Below are 19,537 nucleotides of genomic sequence, written 5' to 3' on the forward strand. Positions count from 1 at the left end.
CTCATATGCGTGAAAGATATCGTGCCCGGCGCGAAGCCCGCATACGACCAAAGCCCTGCGCGGGCCACCCCCTCTCCACTCGCTACCCTTGGCCACGTGCACGCCACCAGCACGGTCCAGACGGCCAGCGATCCCGTTGTCAAGGGCCCGAACCCGACGCCGCCCGACAGCCGCTCCTTCTCACGCGCGTTCGCGGACATCCGTGACGGCTTCACGCAGCGCGAACTGTGGAGCCACCTGGGCTGGCAGGACATCAAGCAGCGTTACCGGCGCTCGGTGATCGGCCCGTTCTGGATCACCATCAGCCAGGGTGTCATCTCCCTCGGCCTCGGGCTGCTGTACTCGCAGCTGTTCGGGCTGCACATCACCACGTTCCTGCCCTACATCTCCACCGGGTTCATCGTCTGGGGCTTCATCAGCGGCTGCCTGTCCGAGGGCATGGAGTCGTTCATCGCGAACGAGGGCCTGATCAAGCAGATCCGCGCGCCGTTGACGGTGTACGCGCTGCGCACGGTGTGGCGGCAGACCCTGATGTTCGCGCACAACCTGATCGTCGTCGTGATCATCGACGCGATCTTCTTCACGAGCCTGAACCACAGCTACGGGCTGAACAGCGGCGTGTGCGAGCCCGACGTCATCTGCCACCCGGGCTTCGGCTGGTACTCGCTGTCGGCGATCCCCGCGTTCGTGCTGCTGGCGTTCAACGCCTGGTGGGTCACCCTGCTGCTGGGCATCATCTCCACCCGCTACCGCGACATCCCGCAGGTGATCAACTCGCTGATCCAGCTGCTGTTCTACATGACGCCCATCGTGTGGCCGATCGACCAGCTCTACGGCCACGGCGCGCGTGCCGAAATGGCCAGCTGGGTCGTCCCGATCGTGCACCTCAACCCCTTCTACCACTTCGTCCAGATCCTGCGGGCCCCGCTCATCGGCCAGGCCGTCAACCCCTGGAGCTGGGTCGTGGTCGGCGGGATCACCATCGTGGGCTGGCTGCTCGCGCTGGTCGCCATGCGCAACTACCGGGCCCGCGTCTCCTACTGGGTGTGAGAACTAGACATGGTCAGCATTGAGGTCCAGAACGCCTACGTCGACTTCCCGATCTTCGACGCGAAAACCCGTTCGCTGAAGAAGAAGGTGCTCGGCAAGGTCGGCGGCAAGATCGGCACCGAGAGCAAGGTCCCGATCATCGAGGCGCTGCAGGACGTGACGTTGTCGCTCAAGGACGGCGACCGCGTCGGCCTGGTCGGGCACAACGGCGCCGGCAAGTCCACGCTGCTGCGGCTGCTGTCGGGCATCTACGAGCCCACCCGCGGGTCCGCCCGCGTCGAGGGCAAGGTCGCGCCGGTGTTCGACCTGGGCATCGGCATGGACCCGGAGATCTCCGGCTACGAGAACATCATGATCCGGGGCCTGTTCCTCGGCATGACGCGCAAGCAGATGGAGAAGCGGGTCGACGACATCGCGGAGTTCACCGAGCTCGGCGACTACCTGCAGATGCCGCTGCGCACCTACTCGACCGGTATGCGCGTGCGGCTCGCGCTCGGCGTCGTCACCACGATCGACCCCGAGATCCTCATCCTCGACGAGGGCATCGGCGCGGTCGATGCGGCGTTCCTGAACAAGGCCCGCGACCGGCTCGTCGACCTCGTGAAGCGCTCGGGTCTGCTGGTCTTCGCCTCGCACGCCGACGACCTGCTGCTGGAGCTGTGCACCACGGCCATCTGGATGGACGAGGGCCGCATGCGCATGCAGGGTTCGCTGCGCGAGGTGCTGACCGCCTACAAGGGGCGCGACCCGTACGAGAACATGAGCGCGGAAATGGCGGAGCGGCTCGGTATCGAGCACGTCGTGACGGCCAAAGGCGGCGAGTGAGCATGAGCGGTTCGGAGCAGGGCCCGCTGCCGGCGGGCGCCGTGGTGGCCGTCGTGGTCACCCGGCACCGGCGTGACCTGCTCGCGGACTCGCTGAAGGTGATCGCGGCGCAGACCAGGCCCGTGGACCACCTCGTCGTCGTGGACAACGGGCCGGACCAGCCGGCACTGGACGTGGTCGAGGCGTACCCGCTGCCGCACACGTACCTGCCGTCGCACCACAACCTCGGCGGCGCCGGCGGGTTCGCGCTGGGCATGCTGCACGCGCTGGCGCTCGGCGCGGACTGGATCTGGCTCGCCGACGACGACGGCCGCCCCGCCGACGAGCGGGTGCTGGGCGTGCTGCTGGAGGAGGCCGAACGACGCGGGCTGGCCGAGGTCTCGCCGGTGGTGAGCAACATCGACGCCCCGGCGAAGCTGGCCTTCCCCCTGCGCCGCGGGCTGACGTGGAAGCGGTCGTCGGCCGAGCTGGGCACGGATTTCCTGCCTGGGATCGCGTCGCTGTTCAACGGTGCCCTGTTCCGGGCGTCGACGCTCGACGTCGTCGGCGTGCCCGATCTGCGCCTGTTCGTCCGCGGTGACGAGGTCGAGGTGCACCGGCGGCTGGTGCGGTCCGGCCTGCCGTTCGGCACGTCGCTGCGCGTCGCGTACCTGCACCCCGACGGCTCGGACGAGTTCAAGCCGATGCTCGGCGGGCGGTTCCACGCGCAGGACCCGGAGAACGACGTCAAGCGCTACTACACCTACCGCAACCGCGGCTACCTGCTGTCGCAGCCGGGGATGCGCCGGATCGGGGCGCTGGAGGTGCTCCGGTTCGGCCTGTACTTCGTGGGCGTCAAGCGGGACCCGAAGGCGTTCGTGCAGTGGCTGAAACTGGTGCGCCAGGGGCAGCGGGAGCGGTTCTTCCGCTACTGACCGTACCGCTGCAGCTCCTCGAACAGGTGGTGCGCGATGCGGGCGTTGTCGGCGGGTGCGTAGGTGAGCCAGCTCTGCCCGTCGTCGGCCTTGCGTGACGTGGCGAAGTAGCGGCCTTCCTCGGTGTCGAACCACGCCGTGGGTGTCAGGCGGACGGGTTTGCCGTCGCGGCCGGGGACGACCAGGCTGAACTGGCCGATGCGCAGCTTGGGTTTCTGGAAGATCCGCTCGACCATGCGCAGCTGGGCGGGTGCGGTGGAGCGTGGCTTGGCGACTCCGGCGAACGGGTCGTACGCGTCGTCGTCGCGGCGGTGCCGCCCGCTCTGCTGGGCCGGCTTGGGGATGGTGACGGAGGGCCCTGCCGCCGCGGGGGTTCGCGGCAGCAGGTCGACGATGCCGGGCACCAGCGCGGTGGGCCGGCAGTCGGTGAAGACCAGGGAGTTCCGGTCCTGCTTGGCCACCACCGCGTACTGCCCGTTCGAGGCGGCGCGGGCGAACAGCTGCTGGTCGCGCTCCAGCTGGGCGACCGCCATGATCGCGACGGGGCCCTGGACGAAGGTGCGCAACGCCAGCTCGACGTCGGGATCGAGGCGCCCTCGGCTCGTCACCCCGCGCGACTCGAGGTCGCGGAACACGGCGTCGCGGATCTGGGCGCGCTCGTCGAACGTGGTGCCGACGTGGGGGACCTCGAAGGGTGCCGGTGCCCGCCCGAGCCGCAGGCGCTCCAGCAGGATGTCCAGCGCCGCCAGTGAAAGCGAGAACTGGTGTGGCATCGTCGGTCGTCCCCCTCGAAGTGGTTCCTCTGCTTTGAGCGAACCGTGTTGCCGGACATGATCGCGGGCTGCTGTTCTGGACGCATGGCCGACAGGAAACCCGCACTCGTCCTGCACCTGCACACCGGTGGTGAGCCGCTGGTGTTCGCGCTGCCGGACAAGGACGCCGACGAACTCGAAACGAAGCTGCACCTGTTGCTGGAGCACGGTTCGGTGGAGTCGGTGCAGACCAAAGAGGACACCCGGGTCTGGGTGAACTTCGCGCAGGTCGCGGTGGCGTACATCGACGACCTCCAGCGGAAGGGCAAGGTCTTCGGGCTGCACTGACCCCGGGCCGGGCTACTCCCCGATCACCGGAGGCGCGGTGCGCTCGGTGGTGCCGAAGACGTCGTCCGGGTCGGGCTCGATGAGCCAGGACGGGCGCTGGTGCTCCTCGTCCTCGCTGCCCTTGCCCCGGCCGCCGTGCGTACCCATGCCGCCCATGCCGCCGCGGCCCGCGGCGCCCGCACCACCGCGGCCACCGCCCGCGGCGGTCTCGGCGGCACCCGCGCCACCGGCCCTGGCACCGCTCTGCGCACCGGCACCCGCGCCGCCGCCGGCCGCCGACCCGCTGCTCGCCGCGCTGCCGCCGGGGCCGAAGCCGCCCCCGCCGCCGCGGCCGACCTTGCTGGAGTACTCGTCCCCGTCGACGCCGCCGCCGAAGCCGCCCATCGGTGCCATCGGCAGGCCGCCCATGCCGAGGCCGGTCGTGCCCTGGCCGGAGTTGTTCGAGGAGTTGAAGTTGCCGCCGCCGGGCTGGAAGCCCTGCGCGGTGGTGCCACCCGGCCGGGTGGTGCGCCCGCCGGTCTTGGTGCCGCTGCTCAGCGCGGGCGTGGGCGGGGGCGTGCCGGTGAGCCCGGAGAGGCTGCCGGTGACCGACCCGGAGGTGACGCCGCTGCCCGTGCCGCCCTGCTGACCGCCGGTGGCGCCGACGGACGAGCCGATGTTGCCGCCGGTCGGGCCGGTGTAGCCGGAGGAGCCGGTGCCGTCGAGGCCGCTGCCGACGTGGCCGAGGGAGCCGGCGCCGGGGCCCTCGAAGGTCGGCGGCGGGGAGAAGGCGGGGGCCTTCGCGGCGGCGCTGTAGAGGTTGCTGTCGTAGGACGACATGACCTGCGCGGCCTGCTCGTGGGCCTCCTGGCTCTGCTGCTGCTTCTCGAACGAGGCGTCGATCTTGTCGACGAGGTTGAACGGGTTGGCGCTCGCCCAGCTCTTGATCTCGTCGGTCCAGCTGAACGGGATCGGATCGGGCATGCTGTTCTTGGCGGTCTCGGCTGCCGAGGACTGGTTGTACACCTGGTCGGCGGCGAGCTGGGCGGCCTGGCCGCTCTGGTCGCTCCAGGTGCCGAGCCCGGAGACGAAGTTGAAGGCCGACTCGGCCGCCTCCCCCTTCCACGTGGCGCCCGACTTGTTCGCCGCCTGCCCCAGCTGCTGGCCGAAGGTGGCCATCGCGTTGGCGAGCTGGGTCCAGGCGGTGGAGACGCCCGTGACCTGGCTGGGGTTGACGGTCTGGACCATCGTCTTGAGCTCTTCGTGGGGCATGGCGAGGTAGTTGTAGTTGGACGGCTGGAGCCCGTCGCGGAACTCGACGCCCTGGCTGAGCTGCCGCGTCTGCTGGGAACGCTGCTGGTCACTGGCCGCCTCGGCCCGCGACCTGGCGACGAAGTTGGTGATCGCGTCGAAGAAGCCCTTGCTGTTGGGGTCGTACCCCTCGGCGATGAGCTGCTGTTCGAGCTGCTGCTGGGGAGAGGTGTACTTGCCGCCCTGGTCGGTGTAGTCGTCCAGCCCCTGATTGCCCGGCTGCTGCGGATTGGTCATTGGCTACCCCTCGTACTTCGGCAACTTGGGCTCGACAATGTTCGCGATTCGGCTCACCGCTTCACAGACCTGGGCGGTGTCTTTCGCCGTCAGGATCGAGTAGCCGAGGTCCACCCGGGAATTCTGGCTGACGGCGAGAGAAAGCAGGCAATAGCCGCCGGTGTTCGGCACGTACTGGGTCGCCGGACGGCCGTTCACATTTCCCTGTGTGAGGGCTCCGTCGTTGTTGTTGACCTGTCCCAGGCCTTGCTTCGCGCGCACGCTGATGCTCAAATTCGTCGAGCTGTCGTCCGCTGACCGTCCCGCCCATTTGCAGTTGCTGGTCGCACCTGAGGCAGCTGTGTCCTCCTTGTGCCCCGCTTCTTGAGCTTTCATGAGGGAGGCCGCCTCCTGAAGAGTGAGCAGATCGCACGCGTCGATCGAGGCAAGCCTCGGGTCGCCGTCAGACGAGCCGCTGGGGGCGGAGGCCGATGATGGACCACTGGTCACTGGCCCGCTGCTGGGGGCGGGGACCGCGCTACCCGTGCCGTCACTGGAGCAAGCCGTCAGCCCAAGAGCGGTTGCGGCGAGCAAGGGCAACACAATTCGGGCCGCGCGCATGGCGTTCTGCATCAAATCTGAACTCCGCCGAAAGTCTGCTTCGCCTCGTCGTCCATCTGCGCGTAGTTCTTTTTCGCTTCTTCGAAAGCCTGGCGCGCCTGTTGCACGATAACAGCGAGGGAACGGAGAGCTGTCGCGTAGGACTGGTCGTCTCCCGTTGCGATCTTGACAGTCTGCTGAGCCACCGTCTTCGCGTAGGTGCTGCCGCCGAGTTCCGGTGCTTGGCTCGCGTCCTGAACGGTGTTGTTCAACGCGTTGAGCTGTGTCTCGAAATCCCGGAACACCCGGATGTACTCGTCCGCGCCTTCCTCGCTGATCGCAAACCCGCCGGACTTCGCCGAGTCAACCAGCTTCTGAACCTCAGCCGTCGTGGAGGCGATCGCCGCCTGGCTGAGCAAACTGCCGACACCCGAACCAATCGCACCACCGATTCCCGTGGTGGTGGCCGGTTGCTGACCCCCGTTCGGCACGAACCCCGTCATCGCTGTCCCCACGTCGTCTCGTCCGGTTACCCCGCGGAGTGTACTGGCCCACGACCGAGCGCAACCGCGATTTCACACAGAAACACCACTTCGACGCAGGTCAGCGGCATTAGGTTCCGCATCAGCCCGAATACGGGGGCAGCTTCGGCTCGATGATGTTGGCCAGGTCCGAAGCGACAGTGCAGGCTTCGGCTACCTCGGTAGTACCGACCGCCGAGACATCCACCCTCGAGCCCGCGCTCACCGCGAGCGCGACAGTGCAGGAGCTACCTGTTTCACCCGCCAAGCGGCGGGCCGGCCGGCCGTTGACCGTGCCGTCAGACAGCTGTCCCACCGTGCGCGTCAGGTCAGCCAGTCCTTGCTGGGGCCGCACGGTGAGACCGAAGACCATGGAAGCACTGTCCGAGGCCCGCCCGGTCCACCGGCACCAAGCGGCCGCACCGCTGGGCGGGTCGTCCGTCCGTCCGGGCCCCTGTACCCGGTAGCGGTCGAGATCCTGCTTCGTGAGCGCCTCGCACGGGTTGAAAGAGCCGAGCGCGTTCTGCGCCACCGGGGAGGAGCTGCCTGGAGCCGAGGTAGCCGGAAGCGCCCTCCCCGGCTCCTCACTGGAACAGCCCGCCAGCAACACCGCCACCGCGGCCACCGCCACCGCGGCCAGCGGCGCCAACCGCCTCACAGCTCGTACAGGCGCTTCCAGTTCTCCCGGCTCGTCAGTTCCGGCAGGGCGCGCTTGTACTGCGCCTGCACCGCCCGGCCCTCCTTGCGGAGCCGGTTGATCACCCGGATCCCGCGCTTGCCCAGTTCCAGCATGCGGTCGCGGTCGTACTTGCGGACCCGCACGCCCTCCTGGTTCGCGTCCGTCACGACGGCCGTGTCGAACAGGGCCACGTGCCACCACGACGCCTCGTCCATCGGGATCGCGCCCAGCGAGAAGCGGGACCGGCCGCGCAGGCGGTCCACGATGCGCTTCACCAGCACCAGCCGCTGCAGCGACGGGCGCCCCGCACCGTTGATGATGCCGATGTCGTTCGACGCGATGCCGGGGACCTCGGTCGGGTCGTGGCGCTTCGTCTCCGGGTACTTCGCCCGGATCTCGCGGATCTCCTTCATCGCGGCCACCCCGCCGTCACGCAGGATCTCAGGCCCCTCCAGGAAGTCCTCGACCGCCTTGATCAGCGTGTGCGTCAGGCCGTACTGCATGCCCAGCAGGTACCGCACCAGCTGCGCCATCAGCACCCGCGCCAGCACGATCAGGTTGAACTCGCTGTGCAGCGCCGCCGTGATGATCGAGTTGCGCAGGTTGAAGTACCGGTGCCACTCGTCCCAGTCCTTCCAGTGGAAGTCCGCGTGCCACACGCCCGCACCGGGCAGCGTCACCGTCGGGAAGCCGTGCGCCCGCGCCCGGTAGCTGTACTCCGCGTCGTCCCACTGGAAGAAGAACGGCATCGGGTACCCGACCGCCCGCACGACCTCCGCCGGGATCAGGCACGACCACCAGCCGTTGTAGCCCGCGTCCAGCCGCCGCTCCTGCTTGTTCGGCTTGCCGGTCTCCTCGTCGACCCCCAGCAGGTCCGCCGTCGACAGGCTGTGCTCGACCGGCATCCCCGGCTCCAGCGTGTTCAGCCGCGCGTACTCGGCGCCCACGTGCAGCTGGTGCGGGTGCAGCAGGTTCAGCATCTGCCCGCCGACGATGATCGGGTTCGCCGCGCGGTTCGAGAACGCCGTCATCCGGATCACCAGGTCCGGCTCCAGCAGCACGTCGTCGTCCATGAACAGGACGTTCGCGTGCTCGGTCTCCGAATGGCCCGCCACCTCGTACAGCCCGCGCGTGAAACCGCCCGCGCCACCGAGGTTCGGCTGCGTGATGTAGTGCAGCTTGTCGCCCAGGTCTTCCGCGACCTGCGCGAAGCCCTCCCGCGAGTCGACGCGGTCGGTGCCCTGGTCGGCGACGTAGATCGCGTCGAGCGTGTCCAGCGACGAGATGTCACCGGCGAGCGCCCGCAGGTTCTTCAGGCAGTCGTCGGCGCGGTTCATCGTGCAGATCGTCACCGCGGTCGGGCGGATCTTCTCCGGCGGCTCGACCGTCCAGCGCACCTGCTCGACCTGCAGCCGCTGCCCGGTCTCCGTCTCGAAGTCCAGCCACAGCGCACCGCCGTCGAGGAACTTGTCGAGCTTGAGGTCGATCGAAACCGCCTCCTGCTTCGCGTCCTCGACCTCACGCGCCTCGACCGTCCGCGGCTCGCCCTCGTAGTCCGACGCCCGCGCGGCGATCAGCCCGGAACCGCTCACGACCAGCTCGGCACGCACCTCGCGCACCGTCGTCCAGCGCTGCCAGTAGCTCGCCGGGAACCGCCCGAAATAGGTGTTCCCGGACACCCGCGCGGACTCCTCCAGGCTCAGCACATCACGCTTCCGGGTGGCCTCACCGGAGGTGATCTCGGCGTAGAGGTCCTTCGACACGATCGGCGAAGGGCCCGCGAACAGGCCGCGCTGCGTGGTCAACCGCCCCTGGGAGCTGTGCTCGGAGAACGTGGTCTGCTCCTTGCCCGACGCGGCACGGGAACCGTTGCCCCGCGCCCTGTTCGTCGTGGTGGGCCGTCCGGTGGCGGTCTTACCAGCCATGAGTTCGCTGTCCTCCAGGGGATTCGGTCACGCCGAGGTCAAGCTACAGGGGTTCGCGGATCAGGCGGCGGCGGGCCGCTCGCGGAACACGACCCACTTCAGCATCACGAAGTTGATGACGGTGGCGGTGCCCTGCGAGATCACCCACGCCACCGTCTTCTTCCACGTGAACTCCGGCAGCACGGCCAGCATCAGCGAGTTCATGCCGACGGCGACGAAGAACGTCACCCCGTAGAGCAGCACGAATCCGCCGATCTGCCCGGCGCCGTCTTTCCGGCCCGCCGAGAACGTGAATTTCCGGTTAAGGAAAAACGCGGTGGTGGTGCCGACGATGAAACTGACGGCGCGCGCCACGACGGGCCACGGCTGCGCGTCCATGCCCAGCGCCAGCTCCAGGGTGTAGATCCCCAGGTCGAGCAGCGCGCAGAAGCCGCCGATGAGGGCGAAGCGCAGCAGCTGGCCGACGAGGCCGGGCGCGGCTTTCGGGGTTTCCGTCGTCTCCTGCGGTTCCGTGGACACCACTGCACAACCTCACCGGCATGGGATTTTCCAGGACCCGGAAAGTGTAGAAGCGGGAGGCCGCAAGCCGCCGATCGGGGATCGTTACCCTGGGGCGGGTGAACGCGACTCCCGATTTCCCGACCGAGCGGCGGACACTGACCGGTTGGGGCCGCACAGCCCCGACCACGGCGGACGTGCTCAGCACCCCGGACGTGGAGGTCATCGCGCGCGCAGTCACCCAGGCGGGTGGGCGCGGCGTGATCGCCCGCGGCCTCGGCCGCTCCTACGGCGACCCCGCGCAGAACGCGGGCGGCCTCGTCGTGGACATGACGGCGCTGAACCGCATCCACTCGATCGACCCCGACAGCGGGCTCGTCGACCTGGACGCCGGCGTGAGCCTCGACCAGCTGATGAAGGCCGCGCTGCCGTACGGGCTGTGGGTGCCGGTGCTGCCGGGCACGCGCCAGGTGACCATCGGGGGCGCGATCGCCAACGACATCCACGGCAAGAACCACCACAGCGCGGGCAGCTTCGGCAACCACGTGGTGTCGATGGACCTCGTCACCGCCGACGGCCGCGTCCGGACGCTCACGCCGGACGGCCCCGAGGCCGAGCTGTTCTGGGCGACCGTCGCCGGGATCGGGCTGACCGGGATCATCGTGCGCGCCACGATCCGCATGAAGAAGACGGAGAGCGCGTACTTCGTCGTGGACGCGGACCGCACGTCGAACCTGGACGAGACGCTCGCGCTGTTCACCGATGGTTCGGACCTCAACTACGACTACTCGATGTCGGTGCCGGACCTCATCAACTCCGACTCGCGCATGGGCCGCGCCACGTTCTCGCGCGGTTCGCTGGCGAAACTCGACCAGCTGCCGCCGAAGCTGCGGGCGAACCCGCTGAAGTTCGACGCGCCGCAGCTGATGACGCTGCCGGACGTGTTCCCGAACGGGTTGGGCAACAAGCTGACCTTCGGCCTGCTCAACAACGTCTGGCAGCGCACGGTGCCGAAGAAGGGCGTCCGCGGCAAGATCCAGAACCTGACGCAGTTCTACCACCCGCTGGACATGCTCAGCGAGTGGAACCGCGCGTACGGCTCGAAGGGTTTCCTCCAGTACCAGTTCTCCGTGCCGTTCGGCCGCGAGGACGAGCTGAAGGCCTTGTGCCGCAGGATCGCCACGTCCGGGCACTACTCGTTCCTCAACGTGTTCAAGCGGATGGGCGAGGGCAACCGAGCCCCGCTGTCGTGGCCGTCGCCGGGCTGGATGCTGTCCGTGGACTTCCCGATCAAGGACGGTCTCAGCCGGTTCTGCACGGAGATGGACGAGGCCGTGCTGGCCGCGGGCGGCCGCCTGTACACGGCGAAGGACTCGCGGACCACGGCGGAGATGTTCGCGAAGATGTACCCGCGGCTGGACGAGTGGCGCAAGGTCCGGCATTCCGTTGACCCCGAAGGCGTTTTCGCCTCTGACATGAGCCGGAGGCTCGAACTGTGATCGACGCGGTAGGCAACCCCCAGTCGCTGCTGCTGCTCGGCGGCACCTCGGACATCGGGCTCGCGATCGCCCGCAAGTACCTGGCCGAGCGGCCGCTGAAGGTCGTGCTCGCGGCGCGGCCGTCGGAACGCCGCAAGCTCGCCGCGGAGCAGCTGCGCGGCGTCGGCGCCGAAGTGTCCGAAGTGGACTTCGACGCGAAGGACACCGGCTCGCACCCCGCGGTGCTGGACGGCATCTTCGCCCAGGGCGACATCGACGTCACGGTCGTCGCGTTCGGGCTGCTCGGGGACGCCGAGCAGGCCTGGCAGGACCACGCGCTGGCCGTGGAGCTGGCGACGGTGAACTACACCGCCGCGGTGTCGGTCGGTGTGGCGCTGGCGGACAAGCTCAAGCAGCAGGGGCACGGCAAGGTCATCGCACTGTCCTCTGTGGCCGGTGAGCGGGTGCGCCGCTCGAACTTCATGTACGGCTCCACGAAGGCCGGGTTCGACGGGTTCTACCTCGGCCTCGGCGAGGCGCTCCGGCCGTTCGGCATCACGGTCACGGTGGTCCGCCCCGGTCAGGTCAGGACGAAGATGACCGAGGGCATGGGCAAGGCGCCGCTGGAGCAGACCGCCGAGCAGGTCGCCGACGTCGCCGTGGACGGCGCGCGCCGCGGCAAGGAGATCGTGTGGGCGCCGGCGCAGTTCCGGCTCGTGATGTCCGTTTTGCGCCACGTGCCGCGGCCGATCTTCCGGAAACTGCCCATCTGACCCGCTATCGCCGTGTTTTACTGATCCTCGGGTGGTTCTTGACCTGAGGGGGAAGCATGGCGAGCCGCGAGGAACGGCTGGACCGCGCGCTGCGGTCCTTCCAGGAACAGGCGGCGAAGGCCGCGCAGCTGAAGGAAAAGCTCGGCGAGCTGCGCGGCCAGGGCGGCAGCCCGGACGGGGCGGTGAGCGTCACCGTGGCCCCGTCCGGCGCGGTGCTGGGGCTGCGGCTGTCCCCGCAGGCCATGCGCAAGACCCACGTGCAGCTCCAGCAGGACATCATGGCGGCCATCCGGCAGGCGACCCAGCAGGCCGCGGCCCGGATGCAGGAGACCGTGCGCCCGCTGCTGGGCGAGCGCACCGAGCAGTTCCAGCAGGCGCTCAACGCGCACGTCCCGGCGCTGGCCCCGACGGCGCCCGAGCAACCCGCGCCGCAGGCGCCCCCGCCGCCGGAGCCGCCCGTTCCCACGCGCACTCCACGGAACCGGCAGCCCGCGCCGGAAGTCGAACCCGACGACTTCGGCGGACCGATTCTGAGGCGTGACTAGATGACGACGGGTTTTCAGGTGGAGACCGGGGCGCTGTTCGCGCACAGCGAGGGGTCCCGGGAAGCGGCGGAGCACATGGGCAAGCTCGCCGGGGTGCTGCAGCAGGCGCGCGTGAGCGACGACTGCTTCGGCCCGATCGGCGAGTTCCTCGCCTTCAAGTACTTCGACGGGCTGCAGGAGTGCCAGGACCTCGCCACGCAGGCGCAGTCCTTCCTCGAGCAGATCGCCGACAACACCGCGCTCGCGGCGCACCTGTACCAGGGGCAGGACTCGCTGACGGCGGACGACCTGGGCAGGTTCAAGGCGCTCGCGGACGCCGGTGGTGACCCGGCGAGCATCTCGGACGTCAACCACGCGGGCGACTCCAGCCGGAAGAGCGATTTCGAGCAGAACGCCGGGTACGGCAGCTCCTGGGTGAGCGCGGCGGGGGACGTGGCGCGGGCGAGCAGCCCGCCGGACGTCGCCTTCGCCACCATCAACGCGCGCATGGAGCAGCTGCAACTGCTCACCAGCCCGGGTCAGGCGTTCCTCGACAACGGTTTGGGCTTCCTGATCAGCATCGTCATCAGCCCGCTGGTGGAGCTGGTGCTGGAGCCCGCCATCGGCGACCCGGAGCAGATGCGCAGCACGGCGCAGGGCTGGTCCAAGGTCGCCGACTGGCTCGACGGCTTCGGGGAGCACGAGAAGCAGCGCGCCGACGCGACGAAACCGGCCTGGCAGGGCGGCGGCGGGGACGCGTTCCGCAAGCAGATGGGCGAGTTCGCCGAGGGCGCGAAGGGGCTGGCGCAGGACGTGCGCGGGCTGCAGCAGATGCTCGAGTTCGCGGCCGACCTGTTCGACGAGTTCGTCGAGATGTGCGTCGACATCATCGAGCAGCTGATCCTCGGGCTGATCATCGAGTGGCTGGCGGCGCTGGCGGCCTCGTGGATCACCGCGGGCGGGTCGGTGGTGGCGGCGGAAGGTATGACGGCCGGTGAGGTCGGGATCACCGGCGGCCGCCTCGGCATGAAGGTCAAGGAGCTCCTCGGCAAGCTGAAGCCGCTGGTGGAGAAGCTGGAGAAGTTCCTGCAGTGGCTGCGCAAGGGCCCGCTGAAGCAGGCCGTCGAAAAGATGAACGGCCTGCGCAACGGCAACTTCCTCGAGAAGCGGCTCGCCGAGCACCTCGACCGGAACCCGCTGGTCAAGATCCTCACCAAGACCGGCGAGGACGGGATCGCCTCGGGCACGGCCAACAGGTTCGCCCGCGGGCTCGGCGACGGCGAGGGCGCGCTCGCCGCGAACCTCGCCGAGACGGGACTGAGGATGGCCGGGATGAGCGGCACCTCGTCCATCGGCAAGGCCGCCTACCGCACGGCGAAGTCGGACCTGCCTGGTTTCGCCGTGGAGCAGGGCGTGCGGTACGGCTACAACGAGGCACAGGAACCGCAGTCCGACGAGGAGCGCCGGGCCGCCGAGGAAAGAGGCTTCACGCTCGAATGAGCTACCGCTTTTCCGACCGCGTGGGCGCGGCGACGACCGCACGGATGCAGCTCCCGCCCGACGAGCAGTTGCTGTGGGCCGCCTACAACCGTTTCGCGTACTACTACGACGTCGACGGCCTGGACCCGCTGGGCGAGCCCAAGAAGAACGCCGTCCTGCGCGGCCTGCGCGCGGTCGGCGGGGTGGCCGGTGACTTCGCATCGGAGATGCTCGGCGAGACCGACTCCAGTTCGAACTCCCGGCCGCTGGCCGGTGCCTTCATCACCGGCGAGCGCAAGGAGGGACTGGCCGCGGACATGCTCACCGCGCTCGGGAAGCCGGGGGTGAACATCGAATGCCTGTGGGCGTTGACCGCCCGTCGGCTCGTGCTGTTCGGGCGGCCCGTGACGGCCGAGCCGGAGAGCCTGGGCAAGGTTCTGTTCGGCGTGGGCAAGGGCCTGGCCAGAGCCGTGACGGGGAACAGCAGGAAGACCTACGGCCCGCACAGGGAGGGACAGCCGGTCGTGATCGAACGACGTGAGATCGTGGCGGAGGTGCCGCGGGCGCGGATCGCGGGCGTCGCGGCGGCGCAACGCAGGCGCAAGCCCTGCCTCCGTCTGTCCTTTGTGGATGGATCGGGACTGGAACTCCTGCTCCCCGCCGAAGATCCGGCGGTGTTCGAGTGGATGGCGCGCTGACGTGGACCTCCTCGCGAAGCAGCTGCGGAAGAACGACGAGCTCGTCACCGGGGAACTGACCCGGCACTGGCTGCGCAAGGGCGAACGACTCGGCTTCGGCACCCCGCCACTGCGGGAGTACGTGCGGTCGAACATCGGCGGGCAGGTCCGGCTCCCGCACCAGCCGGTGCACCCGGTGCCCGCGTTCGACCTGGAGAAGCTCGGCAAGCCCCGCTGGCCGCTGCCGTCCCCCGAGGTCCTCGAAGAGGACTGGACGGACGACCCGACGGTGGGGCACTTCGTGTACGCGCACCACCCCGACCAGCTCGCCGTGCACTTCGCGGACCACTTCGCGAACAGCCACGGCGAAGCGCGCCTCGTGGTGAGCGACCGGCGCGTGGCGGTCGTGTACCCCAGCAAGTTCCTCGGCACGACCGGCGAACTGTTCACCACGTTCTGCGAAACCGATCCCCGTCAGGTCCGCCTCTCCGCGCCGTTCGCCGGGCGGAGTGCCCCGCCGCCCCGGGTGGTGCGCGTCGATTTCGCCGACGGGTCCGCCCTGTTGCTGCGAGCGCCCTTCGCCGGGGAACTCGTCGCGCGGGCCACCGTCACTGGCTGAGCCAGTAGCCGTAGGAGTTGTAGACCGGGTACGGGTTCAGCAGCGGGCGCGGCTGGCGCAGCTCGATCCGCGGTGAGGCGCTCGTGATCAGGTTGCCCGGGATCGTGTACGTGTAGGTCGCCCAGGCGCCCGCGGCCGGCTGGCGCACCCACGTGCCCGCGGGCCTGCCGTCGACCAGGACCTCCATGTCCGGTACCACCTTGTCCATCGCCGTGCGGGCGGTGATCGTCAGCGGGCGGCCCGGCGTGAGGTTCCTGGCCGTGAACGACTCACCGCCGAGGATGGTGCGGCCGCTGTCCACCACGTCGCCCGCGCGCGACACGATGCTCACCGGCTGCATGTTCACCTGCGCCATCTCCGGCCGGTACGCGTGCTCCCCCTCGCTCACCAGGTCACCGACGTTGACGTAGTCCCGCGGCTGTCCCGGCACCGGCTGCGCGTCCCCGCTGCCCGCCAGCCGCCAGTCCGCCCGGTACACGCCGAGCTCCTTGAACGGCACGATCAGGTTCCCGGCCAGGTCCGGCGGCGTCTGCACCTCGAACGTCTGCAGCGGCTCCGCCTCCAGGATCCCGACCTGCCGCAGCTGCGCGATCGACGGGCCGGGCACCGTGTCGTAGGTCGCGAAGTAGTCCGGCCGCTGCGCCGGAGGCAGTCGCCGCAACGCCTCGTACAGCGAACCGATCCCGTTGTTCGCCGCCGCCGCGAGGCCGTTCGTGCCGAGGCCGATCAGGTCGACGACGTGGTGCTCCCCGAAGTACGCGACCGCGCCGACGTCCTTCACCGCCACGCTCGCCCCCGGCGGCACGTTGCCCGCGACCCACTCGGCGACCGAGACGTCCGTGTCGCGGATCGTCGCGGTGTCGCGGCCGAAGCGGATCGCCCACGTCGGCACCGCCACCAGCGTGAACACGAGTGCCACCGCGAGCCCGCCGTGCAGGACCGGCCGCCGCAGCCGCGGCGACACGACGCGGCTCATGCCGTACGCCCCCGACACCGCGAACAGCAGCAGGATCGGCAGGAACGGCTGCTGGTACCGCATGTTGTGCACCAGCGCGGTGTTCAAAGTGGACACCGAAACCAGCACCAGCACGAGACCCGCCGCGAGCGCCACGAACACCGGGCGCCACGCACGCCGGATCAGCACCAGGTACACCAGCCCGCCGAACGCCAGCAGCAGCGTGCCGGGGAACGCGAAATCGCCGTTGGTGAAGCCGAGGAACGCGCCCAGCACCCCCCGCAGGTTCGCCACCGCGCGGTCGAGGAAATCGCTGAGGTAGAACACCGGCCGGTCGTGCAGCAGGGACTTCGCCTGGATGCCGTTCGCCGACGCCGTGCCCGTCGCGATCCGGTAGAACAGCAGCTGCCCCAACCCCGCCAGCGCGGGCAGCAGCGTCCACAACCAGCGCGCCCACGTGCGCCCGGTGCCGGTGGTGCGCCGTTGCCGCCACAGCACCACCCACGACGCCAGCACCAGCACGCCCGCGAAGATCAGCCCTTCCGGCCGGACGAGCGCGAGCAGCGTCGCCACCACCGGGAACAACCGGAACCGGCCGCCGGGCAGCTCGTGCACCAGCACCAGCGTCGACGCGACCACGAGCAGCAGGACGACGCCGACCTCCATCCCGCTCGTCGTGCCCCACAGCAACGGGCCGCTGCACGCGACGAGCAACCCGCTCCACAACCCCACCGGACGCGCCACCAGCCGCGTGCCCAGCAGGTGCGTCAGCGCCGCCCCGAGCGAGAAGCACAGCATGTTGAAGCCCATGGCGAAGGCCAGGAAAGCGCTTCCGTGCGCGCCGATCGTCCACGCCAGACCGAGCACCAGCGCGTACAGGAAACTGCTCGCACCGGCGCTGACCGGATCGCCCGTGTTGAACCGGAAGAACTCCCCGAGCCCGATCTGCCTGCCGTACTGCAGGTGGATGTAGACGTCGTCGAGCGGCGCGAGGAGCTTGCCCTCGTTGAACGCGAGGTCGGAGCCGACGAACACGAGGCCCAGCAGCAGGGCGAGCCCGCCGATCAGCCAGGGGACCGGATCACGGCGCGTGGCGCGCCGGCGATCGGTGCTGGTTTCGCGGGTGGCGTTCAGCGGTTCGAGCACACGGCACTGTAACGTCACGGCCCGATCACGATCGGGCGCAGGCTCCTACCCGCGGGTCAGTTCCTGCGCGGAGCGCCATTCCTCGAAGTACAGGTCGGCGTGGTGCTCCTGGTAGCGGGCCAGGTCGTAGATGTGGACGGTCTTGGCCCAGCGGAAGTCCACGGTCAGCTGGAAGCCGTCCGCCTCGGCCCGCGCCATGTCCTGCCCCAGGTAGTACAGGCCCACCGAACCGTCCGCGGAGATGCCCGCGACCTCGCACGGGTACCCCAGGTACTCCGCGCGCGTCGTGACCTCCGTCGTCCGGCCGTCCTCCAGCCGCACCAGGCCCGAGCGCGGACGGCCGTCGATCACCGCGGGGCTGCCGTTCGCCCAGCCGCCGGTGAGCGGCTGCCCCTCCACCGGCCGCGCGAAGTGCCGCGCGCGCCAGCGCAGGAACAGCAGGTCCGTCTGCTTCTCGTAGTAGTCACGCAGGTCGAGCACGTCCACGGTCTTGAAGTACTCGTACCGGTTCTCGTGCACGAAGCCGTTGATGGTGGCCCATTCCTCGTCCCACTCGGCTTCCATGATGCGGGCCTTGCCGGTCTCGTCCATCGCGTCGACGAACACGCCGTGCCCGCGGTAGCTGGCGTAGACCTGGACGGAGATCACGCGCTCGCACAGCTCGACCGGGACCGGCTCCGCCCGCACGCCGGTGAGGAGCTGGACGTGGTCCGCTCCGACCGTGTACGAGACCGGGTGGGCGACGCCGTCCATCAGGGCGAACGTGCCGTGCCGGTACCGGGGGTAACGCATGACGCCCCTTCGCTGGAATCTCCCCGACCGCCTGGATGCAGGGAGTTTACGAGGAGCTTACGGAATCAGCGAGTCGGTTCAAGAGTGAAATGGCCGATACCGCGTGCGCCCGAACAGACCTGCCACGGGCCCGGTCCCGGCGCCCACCGCAGCTGCGAGCTGATCGGGATCGGCGGCCTGGACCAGTCGAAATGCGTGTAGTTGACCCGGAACAGCCAGGCGACCACCGGGCTCGCCTGCGCGATGCGCTGCCGGATCTGCGGTGCCAGCAAGCCGGGATCGGAGAACCCGTCGACGATCGTGCAGTCGCAGAAGTACGCGAGCGTGCCGATTTCGCCCGGCGCGCCGACCGCGGTGTTCCCCACACGGGCGGCGAGTTCGTGGCCGACGCGCGCGTAATCCCGTGCGCTGGCCCAGTTTCCGAAGAACGGTGGCGCGTCCCACGGCAGCGGGCGCACGAACGCCGGTGCGTAACCGAGCACGAGGACACCCGCCAGCGCCAGCGCACCCGCGCGGGGCAGCCGCGGCGCGCGGCCCGCGATCCCCGCCGCGGCCGTGCTCAACGCGACCACCGGCGGCACGAAGTACCAGTGGTACGGCGGCACGTGCAGCAGTTGGTAGAGCACGCAGTACGCGAGCGCGCCCAGCCCGAGCGCGACGAACGGGTCGAACCGGCGGCGCAGCACCAGCACGCCGAGCACCAGCAGCACACCCAGTTCCGCGGGCGCGAAACTCAGTACCGCCACGGGATCCGTGCCCCACATCAGGTCCAGACCCGTGCGCAGGTAACCGCTTCCCCCGAAGGACCGCTGCAGCTGCTTGATCACGAGCGTGTCCGGGACCGCGGACCCGAAGTAGCACCAGCTGAAGACGAACCACGGCAACGCGACGAGCACGCACCAGCCCGTCACCGGGAGCAGCCGTCTCCGCACCGCCGCCGAAGAAAGCGCGATCAGGACCACGAACACCACGAGGTCCAGCCGGGTCAGCAGGGTGAGCCCGGCGAGCACCCCGAACACCCGCGGCCGGTCGGCGAACGCCACGAGCAGCACCAGCATCGCCGCGACGAGCAGGACTTCCATGCCCAGCGCGGAAAGCAGGAGCGGGTTGAGCAGCACCAGCGCGATCCCGAGCACCGATGCGGCCGGTGGTACCCGGATGCGGGACCACGCCCAGCCCAGCAACGCGCTGACGCCCACGTTCACGACACCCAGCGCGAGCACCGGGTGGACCGAACCGGACAGTCGCGTGAGGAGGGTGACGAACGCCAGCACCGCGACGTGCAGCGGCGAGGTCGCGGTGTTCGCCGGATGTCCCGGGATCAGCGCCCATTCGCCGTGCACCGCGAGGTTCCTCGCGTAGTCCAGCGTGATGTAGGCGTCGTCGGTGAGACCGTCCTTGGCCACGAGGAACGTCAGCGCCGACAGCACCGCGGCGGCGGCCGGGAGCCACCAGGACGTCCTCACCAGGACATTG

The 19,537-nt window shown here is 69.5% G+C and carries 20 protein-coding genes; 10 read left to right on the forward strand and 10 right to left on the reverse strand.

Annotation, left to right across the window (positions count from 1 at the left end; genetic code table 11):
- Nucleotides 1-96 precede the first annotated feature (96 nt).
- The 3 genes from wzm to glfT1 are packed head-to-tail and all read left to right on the forward strand — an operon-like array spanning nucleotide 97 to nucleotide 2,789.
- Nucleotides 97-1,050, forward strand: coding sequence for a galactan export ABC transporter permease subunit Wzm/RfbD (gene wzm / locus BMZ92_RS18880; RefSeq protein ID WP_091509289.1), 954 nt, complete (start codon nucleotides 97-99; stop codon nucleotides 1,048-1,050).
- Between the two features lie 9 nt (nucleotides 1,051-1,059).
- A complete protein-coding gene (gene wzt / locus BMZ92_RS18885) occupies nucleotides 1,060-1,875 on the forward strand; it encodes a galactan export ABC transporter ATP-binding subunit Wzt/RfbE (protein ID WP_091509290.1) in 816 nt (271 codons plus the stop codon).
- Between the two features lie 2 nt (nucleotides 1,876-1,877).
- Nucleotides 1,878-2,789 carry a galactofuranosyltransferase GlfT1 gene (glfT1, locus tag BMZ92_RS18890; protein WP_091509293.1) on the forward strand — a complete coding sequence of 304 codons (912 nt, stop codon included), beginning with the start codon at nucleotides 1,878-1,880 and terminating at the stop codon, nucleotides 2,787-2,789.
- Here glfT1 and BMZ92_RS18895 read toward each other — a convergent pair.
- Nucleotides 2,783-3,562 carry an ESX secretion-associated protein EspG gene (locus BMZ92_RS18895; protein ID WP_091509295.1) on the reverse strand — a complete coding sequence of 260 codons (780 nt, stop codon included), beginning with the start codon at nucleotides 3,560-3,562 and terminating at the stop codon, nucleotides 2,783-2,785. The genes glfT1 and BMZ92_RS18895 overlap by 7 nt on opposite strands.
- An 84-nt stretch (nucleotides 3,563-3,646) precedes the next feature.
- Between BMZ92_RS18895 and BMZ92_RS18900 the strand changes: the two genes are divergently transcribed.
- The gene (locus tag BMZ92_RS18900) at nucleotides 3,647-3,889 is read left to right on the forward strand and encodes a hypothetical protein (RefSeq protein ID WP_091509297.1); all 243 of its coding nucleotides are present in this window, start codon (nucleotides 3,647-3,649) and stop codon (nucleotides 3,887-3,889) included.
- Between the two features lie 12 nt (nucleotides 3,890-3,901).
- Here the strand turns inward: BMZ92_RS18900 and BMZ92_RS38600 are convergent, their stop codons facing one another.
- From BMZ92_RS38600 to BMZ92_RS18930, 6 genes are all read right to left on the reverse strand, one after another.
- Nucleotides 3,902-5,416, reverse strand: coding sequence for a PPE domain-containing protein (locus tag BMZ92_RS38600; RefSeq protein ID WP_091509299.1), 1,515 nt, complete (start codon nucleotides 5,414-5,416; stop codon nucleotides 3,902-3,904).
- Between the two features lie 3 nt (nucleotides 5,417-5,419).
- On the reverse strand, nucleotides 5,420-6,028 hold the full coding sequence (locus BMZ92_RS18910) for a DUF3558 family protein (RefSeq protein ID WP_143249892.1): 609 nt from the start codon (nucleotides 6,026-6,028) through the stop codon (nucleotides 5,420-5,422).
- Nucleotides 6,028-6,498, reverse strand: coding sequence for a hypothetical protein (locus BMZ92_RS36900; RefSeq protein ID WP_143249893.1), 471 nt, complete (start codon nucleotides 6,496-6,498; stop codon nucleotides 6,028-6,030). The genes BMZ92_RS18910 and BMZ92_RS36900 overlap by 1 nt, the downstream gene beginning before the upstream one ends.
- Nucleotides 6,499-6,619: 121 nt before the next feature.
- The gene (locus tag BMZ92_RS18920; protein WP_342743507.1) at nucleotides 6,620-7,174 is read right to left on the reverse strand and encodes a DUF3558 family protein; all 555 of its coding nucleotides are present in this window, start codon (nucleotides 7,172-7,174) and stop codon (nucleotides 6,620-6,622) included.
- Nucleotides 7,171-9,120, reverse strand: coding sequence for a glycosyltransferase (locus BMZ92_RS18925; RefSeq protein ID WP_091509305.1), 1,950 nt, complete (start codon nucleotides 9,118-9,120; stop codon nucleotides 7,171-7,173). The genes BMZ92_RS18920 and BMZ92_RS18925 overlap by 4 nt, the downstream gene beginning before the upstream one ends.
- A 60-nt stretch (nucleotides 9,121-9,180) precedes the next feature.
- Nucleotides 9,181-9,642: a GtrA family protein gene (locus BMZ92_RS18930; protein ID WP_091509307.1), complete on the reverse strand. Its 462-nt coding sequence runs from the start codon at nucleotides 9,640-9,642 to the stop codon at nucleotides 9,181-9,183.
- 95 nt (nucleotides 9,643-9,737) lie between these two features.
- On the opposite strand from BMZ92_RS18930, the gene dprE1 reads away from it, so the two are divergent.
- The 6 genes from dprE1 to BMZ92_RS18960 are packed head-to-tail and all read left to right on the forward strand — an operon-like array spanning nucleotide 9,738 to nucleotide 15,168.
- A complete protein-coding gene (gene dprE1 / locus BMZ92_RS18935) occupies nucleotides 9,738-11,117 on the forward strand; it encodes a decaprenylphosphoryl-beta-D-ribose oxidase (RefSeq protein ID WP_177228763.1) in 1,380 nt (459 codons plus the stop codon).
- Nucleotides 11,114-11,869 (forward strand): decaprenylphospho-beta-D-erythro-pentofuranosid-2-ulose 2-reductase, encoded by a 756-nt coding sequence (dprE2, locus tag BMZ92_RS18940; RefSeq protein WP_091509309.1) that lies wholly within the window; start codon nucleotides 11,114-11,116, stop codon nucleotides 11,867-11,869. Before dprE1 ends, dprE2 begins: the two co-directional genes overlap by 4 nt.
- A gap of 56 nt (nucleotides 11,870-11,925) precedes the next feature.
- Nucleotides 11,926-12,414 carry a YbaB/EbfC family nucleoid-associated protein gene (locus BMZ92_RS18945; RefSeq protein ID WP_091509312.1) on the forward strand — a complete coding sequence of 163 codons (489 nt, stop codon included), beginning with the start codon at nucleotides 11,926-11,928 and terminating at the stop codon, nucleotides 12,412-12,414.
- Nucleotides 12,415-13,893, forward strand: coding sequence for a WXG100 family type VII secretion target (locus BMZ92_RS18950; protein ID WP_091509314.1), 1,479 nt, complete (start codon nucleotides 12,415-12,417; stop codon nucleotides 13,891-13,893).
- Nucleotides 13,890-14,570: a hypothetical protein gene (locus tag BMZ92_RS18955; RefSeq protein WP_091509317.1), complete on the forward strand. Its 681-nt coding sequence runs from the start codon at nucleotides 13,890-13,892 to the stop codon at nucleotides 14,568-14,570. The genes BMZ92_RS18950 and BMZ92_RS18955 overlap by 4 nt, the downstream gene beginning before the upstream one ends.
- A gap of 1 nt (nucleotide 14,571) precedes the next feature.
- Complete coding sequence (locus tag BMZ92_RS18960) at nucleotides 14,572-15,168, forward strand: hypothetical protein (protein WP_091509319.1); 597 nt, start codon at nucleotides 14,572-14,574, stop codon at nucleotides 15,166-15,168.
- Here BMZ92_RS18960 and BMZ92_RS18965 read toward each other — a convergent pair.
- The 3 genes from BMZ92_RS18965 to BMZ92_RS18975 all read right to left on the reverse strand — a co-directional run bounded on the left by BMZ92_RS18965 (nucleotide 15,158) and on the right by BMZ92_RS18975 (nucleotide 19,527).
- On the reverse strand, nucleotides 15,158-17,269 hold the full coding sequence (locus BMZ92_RS18965) for a hypothetical protein (protein WP_091509322.1): 2,112 nt from the start codon (nucleotides 17,267-17,269) through the stop codon (nucleotides 15,158-15,160). The genes BMZ92_RS18960 and BMZ92_RS18965 overlap by 11 nt on opposite strands.
- A 45-nt stretch (nucleotides 17,270-17,314) precedes the next feature.
- On the reverse strand, nucleotides 17,315-18,061 hold the full coding sequence (locus tag BMZ92_RS18970) for a hypothetical protein (protein ID WP_091509324.1): 747 nt from the start codon (nucleotides 18,059-18,061) through the stop codon (nucleotides 17,315-17,317).
- Between the two features lie 65 nt (nucleotides 18,062-18,126).
- Nucleotides 18,127-19,527 (reverse strand): hypothetical protein, encoded by a 1,401-nt coding sequence (locus BMZ92_RS18975; RefSeq protein ID WP_091509326.1) that lies wholly within the window; start codon nucleotides 19,525-19,527, stop codon nucleotides 18,127-18,129.
- Between the last annotated feature and the right edge of the window lie 10 nt (nucleotides 19,528-19,537).

Origin of the sequence: Amycolatopsis sacchari, assembly GCF_900114035.1 — a bacterium.
Lineage (GTDB): Bacteria > Actinomycetota > Actinomycetes > Mycobacteriales > Pseudonocardiaceae > Amycolatopsis_E > Amycolatopsis_E sacchari.

Bases quoted from the DNA above. Each gene is read 5' to 3' on its own strand.
- BMZ92_RS18925 (WP_091509305.1), bottom strand. From the start codon at position 9,120: ATGGCTGGTAAGACCGCCACCGGACGGCCCACCACGACGAACAGGGCG.
- BMZ92_RS18970 (WP_091509324.1), bottom strand. From the start codon at position 18,061: ATGCGTTACCCCCGGTACCGGCACGGCACGTTCGCCCTGATGGACGGC.
- BMZ92_RS18955 (WP_091509317.1), top strand. From the start codon at position 13,890: ATGAGCTACCGCTTTTCCGACCGCGTGGGCGCGGCGACGACCGCACGG.
- BMZ92_RS38600 (WP_091509299.1), bottom strand. From the start codon at position 5,416: ATGACCAATCCGCAGCAGCCGGGCAATCAGGGGCTGGACGACTACACC.
- BMZ92_RS18945 (WP_091509312.1), top strand. From the start codon at position 11,926: ATGGCGAGCCGCGAGGAACGGCTGGACCGCGCGCTGCGGTCCTTCCAG.
- BMZ92_RS18950 (WP_091509314.1), top strand. From the start codon at position 12,415: ATGACGACGGGTTTTCAGGTGGAGACCGGGGCGCTGTTCGCGCACAGC.
- wzt (WP_091509290.1), top strand. From the start codon at position 1,060: ATGGTCAGCATTGAGGTCCAGAACGCCTACGTCGACTTCCCGATCTTC.
- glfT1 (WP_091509293.1), top strand. From the start codon at position 1,878: ATGAGCGGTTCGGAGCAGGGCCCGCTGCCGGCGGGCGCCGTGGTGGCC.
- BMZ92_RS18895 (WP_091509295.1), bottom strand. From the start codon at position 3,562: ATGCCACACCAGTTCTCGCTTTCACTGGCGGCGCTGGACATCCTGCTG.
- BMZ92_RS18910 (WP_143249892.1), bottom strand. From the start codon at position 6,028: ATGCAGAACGCCATGCGCGCGGCCCGAATTGTGTTGCCCTTGCTCGCC.
- BMZ92_RS36900 (WP_143249893.1), bottom strand. From the start codon at position 6,498: ATGACGGGGTTCGTGCCGAACGGGGGTCAGCAACCGGCCACCACCACG.
- BMZ92_RS18900 (WP_091509297.1), top strand. From the start codon at position 3,647: ATGGCCGACAGGAAACCCGCACTCGTCCTGCACCTGCACACCGGTGGT.